Source organism: Kangiella sediminilitoris (assembly GCF_001708405.1).
Taxonomy (GTDB): Bacteria; Pseudomonadota; Gammaproteobacteria; order Enterobacterales; family Kangiellaceae; genus Kangiella; species Kangiella sediminilitoris.
The window spans coordinates 326,994-342,541 of the sequence record NZ_CP012418.1 but is presented as its reverse complement, the minus strand read 5'-3'; the positions used below and the strand labels follow the sequence as shown (position 1 = coordinate 342,541).

Genomic DNA, 15,548 nt, shown 5'->3' with positions numbered 1-15,548 from the left:
TAACTTTATATGGCACAGTTTTTTATCAACAGACCCATTTTTGCCTGGGTAATTTCTTTATTGATTCTGCTTGGCGGTGCGCTGGCAGTGCAAAACCTGCCGGTAATGGCCTATCCAGATATTTCACCACCCCAGGTGACGGTTACCGCTAACTACCCCGGCGCTTCAGCAAAAGTTATCGAGGACACGGTAACCAGCATTATAGAAGAAGAGATGAACGGAATCGAAGGCTTACGTTATATAAAGTCTGACAGTTCCCGTACAGGCACCTCAACAATTGTTCTAACCTTTGCCACTGGTACCGACACGGACATTGCAGGTGTAGAGGTCCAGAACCGTCTGAAGCGTGTCGAAGCCAGACTTCCTGCTTCGGTTAGAACTCAAGGTGTAAACATTGATAAAACCCGCCCAGACTTTCTAATGGTGGTTTCCCTGTACTCTCCTAACGGTTCGCTTGATGCAGTGGATCTAGGGGACTATGTAGATCGCGCAATACTTGGCGAAATGCGTCGTATTGACGGTATCGGCAGTGCTCAGCTATTCAGCTCTACATATGCCATGCGTGTATGGGTTGATCCTAAGAAGATGGCTTCATATGCCATAACACCTGAAGAAATTTCTCAGGCTATACGTGATCAAAATGCTCAGCTGGCAACGGGTGAACTGGGCTCGCTACCATCACCTGATAACCAACAGATTAACGCCACGATTCTGGTTCCTTCACGCCTTTCAACACCTGACGAGTTTGGCAACATCATTCTTCGCTCATCAAGCGATGGTGCCGTCGTTCGACTTAAGGATGTTGCTGAAGTTGAGCGTGGAGCGAATAACTATGGTTCCGCGGCAATGTTAAATGGTCAGGATTCGGCCGCTTTTGCTTTAAAGCTCAGCAACAACGGCAACGCTTTAGAGGCAGCCGACGCTGTTAAAGCAAAAATGGAGGAACTGGAGCAATACTTTCCTGATGACGTTGAGTGGGTTATTCCATACGACACCTCGATCTTTGTTGAAGGCTCCATCAGCCAGGTTGTACAAACCTTAATAGAAGCCGTGTTTCTGGTAACGCTGGTGATGTTCCTCTTTCTGCAAAGCTGGCGCACGACCATCATTCCATTAATCGTGGTTCCTGTATCTCTTATTGGTACAGGTATGGGTCTTTATTTGCTTGGATTCTCCATAAACATGCTAACCATGTTCGCCATGGTACTGGCTATTGGTATTGTGGTGGATGATGCCATTATCGTTGTTGAAAATATTAAACGTATTCTCGATGAAGAAGATATTGGGCCTTATCACGCCACCAAAAAGGCGATGAAACAAATATCCGGTGCCATTATTGGTACAACAGCAGTACTGGTTGCCGTATTTATCCCAATGGCATTTTTCTCTGGCTCCGTTGGCAGAATCTATCAGCAATTTTCCCTAACCATTGTATTAAGCGTATCCATATCAGCCTTCCTATCGCTTTCATTGAGTCCGGCAATTGCGCAGGGGTTATTAAAGGCTGAAAAAGAAGGCAAAAAAGAGTGGGCCCCTTTCCGCTGGTTCAACATAGGTTTCAATAAGTTTACTGAAACCTATATGACCTACGTCAAAAAGCTGTTCAGTAAAACTGGTTTACTGATCACCATGGGTGTTTTTGCTTTGATTACAGCATTTGTTGGATGGCGTTTCGCTAGCATGCCGACAGGCTTTGTTCCATCAGAAGACCAGGGGTTTATTGTAGCATCATCATTAATGCCTTCGGGTTCAACCCGGCAGCGCACACTCGAGTTGACGAAAAAAACCGACGCCTGGTTCCTCAATCAACCTGAAGTCGAGCGTATTATTACGGTTGCAGGCTTTAGCTTCTTCGGTACCGGTCAAAACACTTCAATTACCTTCGTTAACCTGAAGCCGTGGGAAGCTCGGGAAGAAATGCGCAATGCCGACCAATTGGCAGCGGCAGCTACTGCTGAATTTGCCAAGTACACTGAGGGAAATACTTTCGCGTTCAATATGCCTTCTATTCCAGGCCTGGGTAACAGCAGCGGTTTTGACTTCCAGCTTCAGGATAAGTCTGGAGTAGGAGTACAACAGCTCATGGGCGCAGCTTACCAGCTCATTGGAATGGCTGGGCAGTCTGGCAAATTTGCTGAAATTCGCCCGGATACCCTGCCACCAGCACCACTACTAACTTTTGAGGTAGATCGGATTAAAGCCCGCTCACTGGGTGTCGATATTGGTGATCTAAACAGCACCTTACAGATTGCGCTGGGCTCTTCCTATATCAATGATTATGTTGAAGGTCAGAAAGTGCGGCAGGTATGGATTCAGTCAGACGCAGAAACGCGCTCTACCCCTGAAGAAATACTCAGCATGCAGGTTCGAAATGCTCAAGGAGACCTGGTCACATTATCCGAGGTCGCAACGGCAGAATGGACCGAAGCTCCGGCGAAACTAACTCGTTATAACGGTTCACCATCTATACCTCTTACTGGCAGCGGAGCTGCTGGGGTAAGTTCCGGTGAAGTAATGATGCTGATGGAGCAGTTTGCGCAAAACCTGCCTAAAGGCATTGGCTACGAATGGTCAGGACAATCATTAGAAGAAAAAGTCGCTGGAAACCAGACAGCTTTACTATTCAGCCTTTCATTTCTGGTGATATTTCTTGTGCTGGCAGCATTATATGAAAGCTGGTCCGTTCCATTAGCTGTCGTTCTGGTTGTTCCGCTGGGTATCCTCGGCTCGATATTGTTTGCCTGGATTGGCTCAATGCCAAATGATATCTACTTTAAAGTTGGACTGATCACTATCATCGGTCTCTCAGCAAAGAACGCAATTCTAATCGTCGAATTTGCACGTGAAGCTCAGGGCGAAGGTAAAAGTGCTCTTGAGGCTGTTACCGAAGCCTGTCGCCTACGCTTGCGGCCTATTCTTATGACTTCCCTAGCTTTCATTATGGGTGTACTGCCACTTGTCATAGCTACAGGCGCGGGATCCGCCAGCCGCCAGGCCATAGGTACCAGCGTCATGGGTGGCATGATATCAGCCGCGATATTGGCAATATTCTTTGTACCGGTATTCTACCTGCTGGTTCGTAAGATTTTCCCAAGAAAACTAAAACACTACGAACTCGCCGCCAAAGGCATGGAGATTAAAGATGACTAAAAGCATAGTAACCAGCTTTACAGCGTTGGCCGCCAGTTTTGTTTTATCCGGATGCCTTACCATGGCACCCGATAACGAACGTCCACAGGTGGCAATAGAAAAGAACTTCGGGCAACAGCCCGAAGCTCCACATGCATCGCTGACACTGGAGGCATGGCAGGACTTTTTCCCTGATGATAATGCCCGCCGAGTAATACAGGAAGCATTACAATCCAATACTGATCTTCGGATTGCCCTTGCTCGCATGTCTGAAGTTGAGGGCCGTTATCAAATTCAACGTGAAGCTCTCTTCCCTTCAGTCCAGAGTGAAGTGAGTCAGACACGAACTAAAAATTCGGCCAATGTTTTCACCATCCCCGGAGTAGACAGCATCCAGGACGTCTATAGTGCAAGCGTCGGTTTAACCTCTTATGAGCTGGACTTGTTTGGGCGTGTTCGATCCTTGAGTGACTCTGCCCTGGCACAATACTTATCCAGTACAGAAGCTGCTCGTTCGGTACGCTTAAGCGTCATCAGCCAAACGGCCAATGCCTATTACAGCTGGGTTTCAGCCAACCGTAGCTTAAACCTTGCTGAAAAAACACTGCATAGTCGCCAGGAGAGCCTCGACTTAATTCAGAAGCGTCTGGATACAGGTATCGCCAGCGAACTGGACCTTGCCCAGGCACAGGCTTCTCTGGCCACTGTCAGAGCTCAGAAAGCTCAGTTTGAACGTGCTCATGCCGCTGCAAAAAGTGCTCTGGAGCTATTGATTGGAAAACCTCTGTCTCAAGTCAGGTTAGATCAACAGCAACTTCAGTTGAATGAAATGGCATTGGATCTACCTGATAGTATCAGCTCTGAAGTTTTACTCAGCAGGCCCGATGTACTTTCTGCTGAGCAAAGCCTGTATGCTGCTAATGCTAATATCGGTGCTGCCCGCGCCGCTTTCTTCCCATCGATTAGCATTACCGGACAATATGGCTACTCCAGTACGGAATTTGACAATCTGTTTGATAGCGAATCGAACACCTGGAGCTTTATTCCATCCATTCGGATCCCCATCTTTAATAATGGGTTACAGGCTAACCTCGATATTGCACAAGCTCAGCAGGAACGTTTGATTGCTGAGTATGAAAAAGCTGTTCAACAGGCTTTCGCCGAGGTCTATCAGTTGATGACCAATAGAACCACCTATAGCGGAGAATTAGAGGCAAACCGCTCATTGGTGAAGGCACAAAGCAAGCGTCTTAAACTTGCAGAAGCAAAATATAAAGCCGGGCTTGCCAGCTATCTTGAGGTACTAAATGCACAGCAGGATAAATTTACAGCCGAACAGGCCTTGCTGGAAACCGAGAGAGCGCAACTGGCGAATGTCATTTCATTGTACAAGGCTCTTGGCGGCGGTGATAAGGCGGTCGTTTTGTCCCAACAACCGCATAATGACGAGCCACAAGGTGACAGTGAAGGCAGCTCTGGAGAAACCGAATAACAGTCTGCTGGATTTGAGTTATAAAGCTCCTTTGCTCTAAGCCCTGCCTTGCGCAGGGCTTTATATAGGTAGCTAAAACTCATTGGTTAAAGTGGCTTTGTTACTTATCTCCCAGCATAATCCCAATCCACTGGGTTTCCTTATTACTATCCAGAACAATTTTCACGATAATGGTTAATGGTACAGACAATAGCATTCCAACGGGTCCTAAAACCCAACCCCAGAACAGTAACGATAAAAAGACTATCAAAGTGGACAGTCCAAGCCCTTTCCCCATAAACTTTGGTTCCACCAAGTTACCAACCACAAAGTTCACCATTAAATAACCGGCAGCTACCAGCAAAGGCGTAGTGATAGCGTCCTCTGTGAGCCACGACATCAGGACAGCGGGAATTGCAGCGATAATCGAACCGATATTGGGCACAAAGTTAAACATGAAAGCCACAAGCCCCCATAGGAAAGGATACTCGACATCCAGAATGACTAACCAGGTACTGATCAGAACACCGGTTAATAAGCTAACAATAGACTTAATGGTGGCGTACCGCTTAATCTTCTGAATCACCTGATTTAAACCTAAGTGGGCTTTACTTTCTGCGTTAGGAAAGGCTCTTTGCATCTTCTCACCAAAGACACTGGCTTCCATCAATAAGAAGATCGAAGTCAGCACTATCAAGAAAACATTACTGACCATCCCTCCTAGACCATTCAGAACCGATGCCGAAAGACTCATCACAGTACTTGGGGAAAATCGCTCAGCTAGTGACTGCTCTGGGATATTAAATCCAAGTCCTTCAAGCCAAATCAGTATGCCCTCAAATTTTTCCCTGAGCATCTTTTCATACTCAGGTAAGTTTGATGAAAACTGTTCGACTGAGTTACCAATAAAACGCCCCATCAGAAAGAAGAGTCCCGACATAAAAAGAACGACTAAAATCATAGCCAACCAGTCCGGCACCGTTTTTTGGGTCTTAGGAATTTCAAAATTAGCTATCGCAAAATATAACGGACCAATAATGATCGAAACGAACAGCGATAAGATAACTGGAACAACGAAACTGCTGGCAGCCTTGAGTCCAGCAATAATAATAAATGTTGCAGCAATGGACAGAAGCACATTGGTGACACGACTTGTCTCAATTGTCATACGACTCCCTGAGTGAATAGGTATAATTTCTCGTCAAAATAGTTTATAACAAGAACTCAAAAGCACAAACCGCAAACCAATAATTAGTCCAAACTTATGCTGTTTATCGATATCGGGGTCAATCTGACTAACAACCGCTTTAATGACGACCGTGATGACGTTCTAGCAAAAGCAGAGAGCGTCGGCGTCAGCACTCAGATCATTACTGGCACTTCTCCGGAAGAAAGTGAAGCAGCTTTCAAACTAACGGAACACTATCCGTCATTATTTTCAACGGCTGGCTGTCACCCCCATGATGCTAAGAACTTTAAAACTGGAGACCTATCTCGGCTTAAACATCTTCTAGAGCAAGATAAAGTGGTTGCGGTTGGAGAATGTGGCCTGGACTTTAACCGTAATTTTTCGCCTCAGGATGTGCAAATAAACGTATTTAAACAGCAACTTGAACTCGCCTGCGAAGTACAGAAGCCTTTATTTATTCACGAGCGTGACGCTGGTGATACTATGGTGCACCTGCTACAAGAGTACAGCGAACACCTGCCTGACGCAGTTATCCACTGTTTCACTGGTTCACGTGAAAACCTTGAGCAATATATCGAGATGGGACTCTATATCGGCATTACCGGATGGATTTGTGATGAACGCCGTGGGATTGAATTAGCTAATATGGTCGATTTAATTCCTGATAATCGACTGATGCTGGAGACTGATGCTCCCTATTTGACTCCCAGGGACCTGACCAAAGTGCAAAAATCTGAGCTCAAAGGCAACCGTAACGAGCCATTTCTACTCCCTCAGGTGGCACAAAAAGTAGCTCAATGTCGACGGCAGCCTCTGGAAGAGTTAGCTGACAACTGTTACAACAATGCGGTTCGCTTTTTCAATTTACCAATGACACAATTATAAAAGCCAAGGAATTTGAATGGCCCAAAATCAGTTTTCATTATTTAAACAAAAGTTTTTTTCATCATTTTTTATCACTCAGGCACTTGGCGCACTGAACGATAATATTTATAAAAGTGCTTTACTTATATTTATTGCATTTAGAGCGGGCGACGAACTAGGGCTTAGCTCAGACTTGCTCAATAATATAGCGGCAGGATTGTTTATTTTGCCTTTTTTCATATTTTCAGCCACGGCTGGGCAGGTCGCAGAAAAGTACGAAAAATCCGCTTTGATAAGAAAAATTAAGCTCTTGGAAATCACTATCATGAGCTTAGCTGTTCTAGGGTTCTTTATAAATAATATTTGGTTTCTACTAGGCATTCTTTTTTTAATGGGTTTCCAGTCAAGCCTTTTTGGTCCCATTAAATACAGTATTCTGCCTCAGCACTTAAGTGATAAAGAGCTGCTTGGTGGTAACGGCATGGTAGAAATGGGAACCTTTTTATCTATCATTATAGGAACCGTAATTGGCGGTATGCTCATTGGTTTCGGTGATACAGGGATCCAGATCTTATGCGTTCTTTTACTTGTTGTTTCTATAACTGGATATTTATCCAGTCGTCATATTCCTCAAACACCTTCGGCCCAGGCAGACTTAAAAATTAACTGGAATCCAATTTCTGAAACTTGGAAAACATTCCATTATGCCCGTACCAACAGAGTCGTTTTCCTCTCAATCCTTGGTATTTCATGGTTCTGGTTTTATGGAGCAGTGTTTCTCACTCAAATACCAAACTTCACCAAGGTCAGTCTTAACGGCAATGAAAATGTGGCAACAATGATCCTTGCAACTTTTTCCATAGGAATTGGCCTCGGCTCAGCTTTATGTGAATTTTTATCTGGCCGCAAGGTTGAATTAGGCCTCGTACCTTTCGGTGCAATTGGTATGACTTGGTTTGCTCTCGATATTTATTTTGCAAACCCTTATAGCGAGTTTACTGGCGACTTAGGTGCTCTCAATTTTCTCATCCAAGAAGGAGCCATTCGGACATTAGTCAACTGTGCTTTTGTTGGTATCTTTGGCGGTTTTTATATAGTTCCTCTATATGCACTGGTACAGGAACGATGCGAGAAGAATCATTTATCCAGGGTCATTGCGGGAAATAATATCCTCAATGCTTTCTTTATGGTTATTGCTGCTTTATTGGCAGCAGTCTGCCTCGGCAATGGCATGACGATACCTCAGTTCTTCATGCTTACGGCCATACTCAATGCTGTAGTCGCACTTTATATCTTCACCCTCATCCCAGAATTCTTAATGCGATTCCTGATTTGGATTTTGATCAATACCATCTACCGCGTTAAAAAAAGTGGCATAGAGAATATCCCTGAAGAAGGCCCCTGTGTTGTCGTATCAAATCATGTCAGTTACGTCGATGCTTTAATTATCGGTGGCACGGTACGTCGTCCTATTAGATTTGTCATGTACCATAAAATTTTTAAGATCCCAGTTTTAAGTTTTATTTTCAGAACAGCCAAAGCGATTCCAATCGCTGGACACAAAGAAAATCCAGAACTTTTAAACAAAGCCATGTACCAAATTTCAGAAGCTCTAGATCAAGGAGAGGTAGTTTGTATATTCCCTGAGGGGAAATTAACGTCTGACGGCGAAATGAATGATTTTAAATCTGGTATAGAGCGCATTCTGAAAGAAACCCCGGTCCCTGTAGTTCCAATGGCCTTACAGGGCCTTTGGCAAAGTTTATTCAGTCGTAAAACGGTCAATAAGTTAGTCGATCGGGTTAAACGCCTGAGAACTAAAGTTCGTTTAGTCGTAGGGAAGCCAATACCAGCTGATGAAGCAACTAAAGAACAGCTGTATACTATTGTCAGTAAATTACGAAATAACAAACCGTGAGAATAATATGAATATCATTAAATACGTTTTTATTTTTATTGGCGTCTTACTATTAAGTCTGGTCGCTGTTGGAATTTTTAAAACGGATTACCATAGCCAGGCTTCAGTAATGATCGACGCTCCCCAAAAACAGGTTTTCGCTGTATATAACAACCCATTACTTTATAAACAGTGGATGAGTAACTTCCATTCTTACGAGCAGCTGGAAGGAAAGCCGAATGAGATTGGTAACAAGCAGCGCCTTACCTTTACTACCGGCACAGAAGAAGTAACTACGCTGGAGCAAACTCTTACGGCAATGACTCAGGATGAGTTACTCAGCTACAACTACTCTAACCAATGGTTAGAAGGTCAAAGTACCGCTAGTTTTCAGCAGACAGAAAATGGTCAGACACAAGTTAGCTTAACTCTCGACTACTCAGGCAAAGGTATCGTCCAGAATGCACTATTATTTTTAATGAGTTCATCAGTGGACAAAGGTCATCAGCAAAATTTGGAAAAGCTGAAATCAATGATTGAAAACTCTGCCCCCGATAAACTTAATGGAGAATGGACTAAACCTGCAAAGTAAAAGTCACCGGTCCATCGTTTATCAGATGGACCTTCATATCGGCGCCAAACTCTCCTGTCTCTACAGTTTCATGCTGCTGCCTCGCCTGCTCAGCAAGATAGCTGAATATCTCCTCTCCTATCGCAGGTGATGCGGCACTGGAAAAACTCGGCCTCATACCGCTTTTGGTATTAGCTGCCAGTGTAAACTGAGGAACTAATAACAATCCTCCGCCGACATCGGCAACTGAAAGATTCATTTTGTCTTCTTCATCGGCAAATATTCTGTAACCCAGTATTTTTTTTAGAAGCCTGTCGGCAACCTGCTTTGTATCGTTTTTTTCGACACCAATCAGTGCCATTATACCGCCATTGATTGAGCCAATCGTTTGTCCGCTGACCACTACTTTTGATTCAGTAACTCGTTGAATTAATGCAATCATATTACTGTTCGTCACCTGTACTTTTTTGTTGTTCTTCGTTGATGGCATCGCTCTCATCCACTTCCTCGATGATGACTCTGCCGCCCTCAGGTCGCTCGCCAATTCCCTTCTCTTCAATAATTTGCTCGTACGCTTCTCTCACACAGAGACTCATCTCTTCTGTGTGTTCTTCGTACTCACTTTTACAAATTCGATATTGATACTCGAGCTCTTCTTTAACCGTAGAATCCTTGAAGACTTCTTTGTCCGGCTGACCGCCCAACAACTGACTCATTGTTTTAAAGAAACCGTTTCCATTAGTTGAGCTACATGCAGACAAAATAAACGCACAAATTAAGGCGCCTAAAATAAGCCTTACCTGGGCCATAAAGATTTCCTGTTTTTTTATTGGTAACAAGAGTAACTATATCATAGCAATACTTGCATTCATTACAAAAAAGCCGCTGACAGGCAGCGGCTTTTTTCATGGTTATCCCTTCGGTGGACGTGATGCTCGCTTACGCTCACTTTCCGTCAGGAATTTCTTGCGCAATCGAATATTTTCGGGCGTCACCTCAACCAGTTCGTCGTCATTGATGAACTCTAAGGCCTGTTCCAATGTAAGCCTAACAGGAGGAGTTAACACCTGGGCGTCATCCGTTCCAGCAGCTCGAACGTTGGTTAACTGCTTACCCTTAAGGCAGTTAACCGTTAAGTCATTTGCTCGACTGTGAATACCAACGATCTGGCCTTCGTAAACTTCATCACCATGCTTGGTAAATAATCGACCACGCTCCTGCAGGTTAAACAAGGCGTTGGTTAACGCTTTACCCTGTGAGTTAGATATCAGAACACCATTGACACGCTGACCAATTTCGCCACCCTTGTGTGGACCATAGTGGTCAAATGTATGGTACATCAGACCGCTACCTGAAGTTAACGTCAGGAACTCTGTCTGGAAGCCGATAAGACCTCGACTTGGCATCATAAAGTCCATACGGATACGGCCTTTACCATCAGGTGACATATTAGTCATTTCGGCTTTACGTTCGCCGAGACGCTCCATGACGCTTCCCTGATGTTCTTCATGTACGTCAATAGTGACTGTTTCATATGGCTCTTCAAGCTGACCGTCTTTCTCATGGATAATTACTTCAGGTCTGGATACAGCCAGCTCATAGCCTTCGCGTCGCATATTCTCAATAAGAATACCCAGATGTAATTCACCACGACCAGAGACACGGTATTTATCCGGATCATCGGTCTCTTCGACGCGTAAAGCTACGTTATGCACCAACTCCTGCTCTAAACGCTCCAGGATATTACGTGATGTCACATATTTACCTTCTTTACCCGCAAAAGGAGATGTATTGACCTGGAATGTCATGGTAACCGTCGGCTCATCAACGCTTAGCGCAGGAAGTGCCTCCACAGCATTTGGATCACAGATGGTGTCAGAAATCTTTAAGTCACCTAAACCCGATACCGCGATAATATCTCCCGCATGAGCCTCGGTAACTTCATGTCGATCCAGACCTAAATAGCCAAGAACCTGACCAACTTTACCGTTACGTTTTGTACCATCGGCCGAGATCACTGTAACCTGCTGATTGACTTTAGCGGTACCGCGCTTGATACGTCCTACTCCAATAACTCCTACATACGAGTTATAATCCAGTTGAGAGACCTGCATCTGGAAGCCACCCTCTGAATTTGCCGGAGGTGGTGATACACACTCAACAATAGTTTCAAATAATGGTGTCATGTCAGAGCCTTCCTGCTCGGCATCCATACTAGCCCAACCATTAATGGCAGAAGCATAAACTATATCAAAGTCTAGTTGCTCATCAGTTGCACCAAGATTATCAAACAAATCAAATACCTGGTCGATAACCCAGTCTGGACGAGCTCCTGGCTTATCAACCTTATTGATAACAACAATAGGCTTTAATCCCTGAGCGAACGCTTTTTGTGTCACAAAGCGTGTTTGCGGCATAGGGCCTTCCTGAGCATCAACCAGCAATAGTACCGAATCCACCATCGACATAACTCGTTCAACCTCGCCACCAAAGTCGGCGTGTCCGGGAGTGTCTACGATGTTAATGCGGTAATCGTTCCATTTAATAGCTGTATTCTTAGCTAAAATAGTGATTCCACGCTCTTTTTCCAGATCGTTGGAATCCATTACGCGATCCTGCTCACCAGCTCGCTCACCAAGTGTTCCGGACTGTTCCAGTAGCTTATCTACCAGTGTCGTTTTACCATGGTCAACGTGGGCAATAATCGCGATGTTTCTTAACTTATCAATCATAAATATCTTCTGCGCAAAAAAATTGGCGCCATTCTATACCAGATGGCGCCATTCGCACAGAAAATAATCAAATATTTCTAGATATGGCTGTTTACTGCGACTCGCTTGTGATACGGTTGCGCCCGCCCTTTTTACTGGCGTAGAGCAAACTGTCCGCCTTAGAAACCATTTCCTGATAACTTAGACTAAATTCTTCTGTCTGATTGTAAGCCCCAATACTGATTGTTAACTCTATTTGTTGACCGCTGTGATTCACTTCCAGCGCAGCGACTTCTTGTCTCAACTTTTCAAGTAACTTCAGATGGTTATCAACATCATCCCCCAGAATAAGAACAATGAACTCCTCTCCTCCATAACGTGCAACAAAGTCTGTTTCTCGTTGAAATACGCTGTGCAGGACCTTACCCACTTCGATAAGGCACTGATCACCCGCCTCATGGCCATAGGTATCATTAATGTTTTTAAACTTGTCCAAATCCATAATGGCGATGGTCACCGTTGTCTTATTTCTACAGGCAAGCTGGTAAACCTTATCGACCTCGTTCTCAAAACCCCTGCGGTTTAGCACGCCTGTCAGAGGATCGTGACTACTAAGGTTTTCCAGCTGCTTATTTAATTTTCTCAATTCCTTAGTTTTTTCCTCTACCTGCTCCTCTAATTCATGCTGGAAGTCCATCATCAGTCTTTGAGAGTCCTGTAACTGCTCTCTAACAGACTCGACTTCCTGGCTGGAAAACAAAGTAGCGGCTTTTCGTGGAACTGGACGTTGCATCGCAAAGTAAGTTACCAACCGTTCTAACGGACGTGTAACCTGAGATGCAAACCGACGGGCGACTTCTAGGGCGAGTACTGAAATCACCACTAAAGCAATGATCAGACCAAAAAAGTCATTCTTGTAGGATTCAATCAAACCATCAAATGGTGTCAGAACGTAAATTGTCCAGCCATGCTCAGTTGTTGCCTGCTTATAATTATATGAGCTTCCGTTTACTTCTATCGCAGCGAGGCTATTAGTGTAAGGTTGGCTTGTTTCATTCAATTCCAAAGTGTCCAGAGCGCTCAAGCCTAACTCTTGTGATGCGTAAATCACAGTATTTGACTCATCCAAAACCATTACTGAGCTCTCATCTCCAGAATGATCTATCGCTTCGAAATCAGGTAAATTTAACGAACCTTCAACAACCCCCTGAAATTCACCATTAATCAGCAATGGGGTACTTATAGCAATAATCGGATCGTTACCAAAACCGCGCCCTTTAAATACCTTAGATACAAAATACTGCTTCGTCTTTTTAACCTCTATGAAATAGTCTCTATCACTGACATCTCGTTCCGCAACTGGCTTTTCTAATAGTACCTGGAACGTTTCGTAAGGACTGCCCTGTGTCACTATTCCCTTTTCATCGGCTACTATCATGGTAGTAAACCCGGGGTATTTTTTATTCCAGGACTCGAGTAAACTCTGCTTCAGGTCTTCACTATGTCCTTTATGGTTAAGCACGTCTGATAAATTTTGAATAGCTTTTAGATGGAATTCAGTATGATCCTGCGCCAATTCGCTTAGATGGCCTACCCTAATTTCCAATTGTCTCGAAAGCTGCTCTTCAAACCTGTCAGCAGTGCTATCACTCAGCATGAAAGTAATTATCAGAGAGGGTAAAGCAATGCTGATTAACGAGAGCTCAAATATTCTACTGGATAATCTCGGTAGTGGAATATGATGACTCAGAGAATACCAGCGAATTGGAATAAAAGCGCGGAATATAGAAGCTATAGATACGTTCAACAGACCATTTAACGCCTGTTTAATTAATACAACCTGCATGAAGTCCTGGGAGGTAATGTCAGAGAAGAGAATAATGATACCTAGAACAACAGGGATACCAATCAACAACCAGAAGAAGAGATCTGCAAGAATCAGTATGACCCCTTTACGGTACATAATGACTAGTGCAGTGGATTCCAATAAGGTTAATGCAAGCAGTGGTATGCTATTTGTGGATAAATACAGGCCAGTGGCTGATATTGCCGCTGCCATTAAAGCCGGCAAGGTACCTCTCGTGATTAAACATGTAACTACAAAGAGCAATCCCAGGTGAATATTCATATTCCCGTAGACTGGAATCAGAGCAGCATAATTGATAAGGAATGCTAACCCTCCAAAAATCAGGATATACTTCCAATCCTGCTTTATAATTTTTTTATCTGAATTCTGTTGCAGAGTATCCCCCTTCTCTTTTTACAAACCTAATATCCCAGTTTATTCAAAAACTTACAAGCCCCTGAAAAATTTTATCAGATGCCTTTGCCACAGGCGCCTAGCTAATATATAATCGCTGTCCATTTTTTGAGCGCTTGTTCTCTATAAGTTATTGTTTTTCCGTTATGTCTAATCTAGAAACTCTACAAAATACTGCACCCAAGTCAAAGCAACCGAAAGCTGTGGCTTTAATTTCAGGCGGCCTCGACTCTTTGCTTGCTGCCAAAGTTGTTCAGGAGCAAGGAGTCCATGTTGAAGGTATTAACTTTTATACTGGGTTCTGCGTTGAAGGGCATACCCATGCTATTCGCAAAAAAGACAAGGAAAAGGAAAAGCGGAATAATGCGTTATGGGTTGCTGAGCAACTGGGCATAAAACTTCATATCATTGATATTTCAGAAGAATATAAAGACATTGTCCTTAACCCCAAACATGGTTACGGTGCAAACTTAAACCCTTGCCTCGACTGTAAAATCTTCATGGTCAATCAAGCTCAGGCCTGGGCATGGGCTGAAGAGAACGGTTTTGATTTTATCATCACTGGCGAAGTTATCGGTCAGCGTCCTAAATCACAGCGCAAGGAAACCATGCCGATTATTGCCCGTGAGTCAGGAGCAGATGACAGACTTCTGCGTCCACTTTGTGCAAAAAACCTAATCCCAACGTTACCTGAGCGTGAAGGTTGGGTTAACCGTGAAGAGCTTTATGACTTTTCTGGGCGCAGTCGCAAACCTCAGTTTGAACTTGCCAAGAAGTTTGGTTTTGAGGACTTTGCTCAGCCCGCCGGTGGTTGCTGCTTCCTTACAGATGCTAACTACTCCAAAAAGTTAGCTGATTTATGGGAAGCTCGCGGTGAACGTCGCTATGAGCTTGATGATATTATGCTTTTAAAAGTAGGCAGACACATTCGTCCTAAAAAGAACTTTAAGCTTATCGTTAGCCGAGAAGAAGGTGAAAACAACTTCCTCCGAGGCTATAAGAGACAATTTACTAGTATTCATACCGTTAGCCATGGTGGGCCACTGACATTACTTGACGGTGAGTTTGATAAAGACGATATCAAACTGGCGGCAAGAATTGCTGCAAGGTACTCTGGTGGTAAACATGCAGACAAAGTTACTGTCCAGGTTGAAAACTATCAAGGTAGTTCGTTTGTACTGGACGTTGAGCCAATGACTGCCGATGCAGTAAAACAAGAGTGGCATGTATGAGCCAACATCAATTAGACTGCCGGAACCTACTTTGCCCGATGCCGGTTATCCGTACTCAAAATGCTCTCAAGGATATTGCTGAAGGTGAAACACTTGAAGTTGTTTGTACCGATCCGGGAACCCTAAACGACATACCTACCTGGTGTCGTATTAATGGCCATACTGTTCTTTCAACAGAAGAACAGGGGCATGAAATTATTTTCCAAATCAAAAAGTAAATTGAT

Annotated in this window: 12 protein-coding genes; 7 read left to right on the top strand and 5 right to left on the bottom strand. The window is 44.0% G+C overall.

Annotated features, from left to right (window positions below):
- Positions 1 to 9: 9 nt before the first annotated feature.
- Together KS2013_RS01680 and KS2013_RS01675 are read left to right on the top strand one after the other, a co-directional pair.
- A complete protein-coding gene (locus tag KS2013_RS01680; RefSeq protein WP_068988779.1) occupies positions 10 to 3,150 on the top strand; it encodes a multidrug efflux RND transporter permease subunit in 3,141 nt (1,046 codons plus the stop codon).
- On the top strand, positions 3,143 to 4,621 hold the full coding sequence (locus KS2013_RS01675) for an efflux transporter outer membrane subunit (protein ID WP_068988776.1): 1,479 nt from the start codon (positions 3,143 to 3,145) through the stop codon (positions 4,619 to 4,621). The genes KS2013_RS01680 and KS2013_RS01675 overlap by 8 nt, the downstream gene beginning before the upstream one ends.
- 100 nt (positions 4,622 to 4,721) lie before the next feature.
- Here KS2013_RS01675 and KS2013_RS01670 read toward each other — a convergent pair whose 3' ends face one another.
- Positions 4,722 to 5,768 (bottom strand): AI-2E family transporter, encoded by a 1,047-nt coding sequence (locus KS2013_RS01670; protein ID WP_068988775.1) that lies wholly within the window; start codon positions 5,766 to 5,768, stop codon positions 4,722 to 4,724.
- A gap of 96 nt (positions 5,769 to 5,864) precedes the next feature.
- On the opposite strand from KS2013_RS01670, the gene KS2013_RS01665 reads away from it, so the two are divergent.
- Genes KS2013_RS01665 through KS2013_RS01655 form a run of 3 tightly spaced genes read left to right on the top strand, consistent with a single transcriptional unit; the run spans position 5,865 to position 9,142 of the window.
- On the top strand, positions 5,865 to 6,674 hold the full coding sequence (locus tag KS2013_RS01665; RefSeq protein ID WP_068988772.1) for a TatD family hydrolase: 810 nt from the start codon (positions 5,865 to 5,867) through the stop codon (positions 6,672 to 6,674).
- 16 nt (positions 6,675 to 6,690) lie between these two features.
- Positions 6,691 to 8,571: an MFS transporter gene (locus KS2013_RS01660; protein WP_068988771.1), complete on the top strand. Its 1,881-nt coding sequence runs from the start codon at positions 6,691 to 6,693 to the stop codon at positions 8,569 to 8,571.
- A 7-nt stretch (positions 8,572 to 8,578) separates the two neighbouring features.
- Positions 8,579 to 9,142 (top strand): SRPBCC family protein, encoded by a 564-nt coding sequence (locus KS2013_RS01655; protein WP_068988769.1) that lies wholly within the window; start codon positions 8,579 to 8,581, stop codon positions 9,140 to 9,142.
- On the opposite strand, the gene dtd is transcribed toward KS2013_RS01655, so the two are convergent.
- From dtd to KS2013_RS01635, 4 genes are all read right to left on the bottom strand, one after another.
- Positions 9,126 to 9,563 carry a D-aminoacyl-tRNA deacylase gene (dtd, locus tag KS2013_RS01650; protein WP_068988767.1) on the bottom strand — a complete coding sequence of 146 codons (438 nt, stop codon included), beginning with the start codon at positions 9,561 to 9,563 and terminating at the stop codon, positions 9,126 to 9,128. The genes KS2013_RS01655 and dtd overlap by 17 nt on opposite strands.
- Position 9,564: 1 nt before the next feature.
- Complete coding sequence (locus KS2013_RS01645; protein WP_169816850.1) at positions 9,565 to 9,837, bottom strand: hypothetical protein; 273 nt, start codon at positions 9,835 to 9,837, stop codon at positions 9,565 to 9,567.
- A 195-nt stretch (positions 9,838 to 10,032) separates the two neighbouring features.
- Positions 10,033 to 11,853 carry a translational GTPase TypA gene (gene typA / locus KS2013_RS01640; protein ID WP_068988762.1) on the bottom strand — a complete coding sequence of 607 codons (1,821 nt, stop codon included), beginning with the start codon at positions 11,851 to 11,853 and terminating at the stop codon, positions 10,033 to 10,035.
- 91 nt (positions 11,854 to 11,944) lie between these two features.
- A complete protein-coding gene (locus KS2013_RS01635; protein WP_169816849.1) occupies positions 11,945 to 13,891 on the bottom strand; it encodes a sensor domain-containing diguanylate cyclase in 1,947 nt (648 codons plus the stop codon).
- 347 nt (positions 13,892 to 14,238) lie between these two features.
- Between KS2013_RS01635 and KS2013_RS01630 the strand changes: the two genes are divergently transcribed.
- Both KS2013_RS01630 and KS2013_RS01625 read left to right on the top strand, forming a co-directional pair.
- Positions 14,239 to 15,324: a tRNA (5-methylaminomethyl-2-thiouridylate)-methyltransferase gene (locus tag KS2013_RS01630; protein ID WP_068988759.1), complete on the top strand. Its 1,086-nt coding sequence runs from the start codon at positions 14,239 to 14,241 to the stop codon at positions 15,322 to 15,324.
- Positions 15,321 to 15,542 (top strand): sulfurtransferase TusA family protein, encoded by a 222-nt coding sequence (locus KS2013_RS01625; protein WP_068988758.1) that lies wholly within the window; start codon positions 15,321 to 15,323, stop codon positions 15,540 to 15,542. Before KS2013_RS01630 ends, KS2013_RS01625 begins: the two co-directional genes overlap by 4 nt.
- Positions 15,543 to 15,548: the final 6 nt, after the last annotated feature.

Coding starts and splice junctions, on each gene's coding strand:
- KS2013_RS01645 (WP_169816850.1), bottom strand. CDS start 9,837: ATGAGTCAGTTGTTGGGCGGTCAGCCGGACAAAGAAGTCTTCAAGGAT.
- KS2013_RS01665 (WP_068988772.1), top strand. CDS start 5,865: ATGCTGTTTATCGATATCGGGGTCAATCTGACTAACAACCGCTTTAAT.
- KS2013_RS01635 (WP_169816849.1), bottom strand. CDS start 13,891: ATGGCAGCGGCAATATCAGCCACTGGCCTGTATTTATCCACAAATAGC.
- KS2013_RS01655 (WP_068988769.1), top strand. CDS start 8,579: ATGAATATCATTAAATACGTTTTTATTTTTATTGGCGTCTTACTATTA.
- KS2013_RS01680 (WP_068988779.1), top strand. CDS start 10: ATGGCACAGTTTTTTATCAACAGACCCATTTTTGCCTGGGTAATTTCT.
- dtd (WP_068988767.1), bottom strand. CDS start 9,563: ATGATTGCATTAATTCAACGAGTTACTGAATCAAAAGTAGTGGTCAGC.
- KS2013_RS01630 (WP_068988759.1), top strand. CDS start 14,239: ATGTCTAATCTAGAAACTCTACAAAATACTGCACCCAAGTCAAAGCAA.
- KS2013_RS01625 (WP_068988758.1), top strand. CDS start 15,321: ATGAGCCAACATCAATTAGACTGCCGGAACCTACTTTGCCCGATGCCG.
- KS2013_RS01660 (WP_068988771.1), top strand. CDS start 6,691: ATGGCCCAAAATCAGTTTTCATTATTTAAACAAAAGTTTTTTTCATCA.
- typA (WP_068988762.1), bottom strand. CDS start 11,853: ATGATTGATAAGTTAAGAAACATCGCGATTATTGCCCACGTTGACCAT.
- KS2013_RS01675 (WP_068988776.1), top strand. CDS start 3,143: ATGACTAAAAGCATAGTAACCAGCTTTACAGCGTTGGCCGCCAGTTTT.
- KS2013_RS01670 (WP_068988775.1), bottom strand. CDS start 5,768: ATGACAATTGAGACAAGTCGTGTCACCAATGTGCTTCTGTCCATTGCT.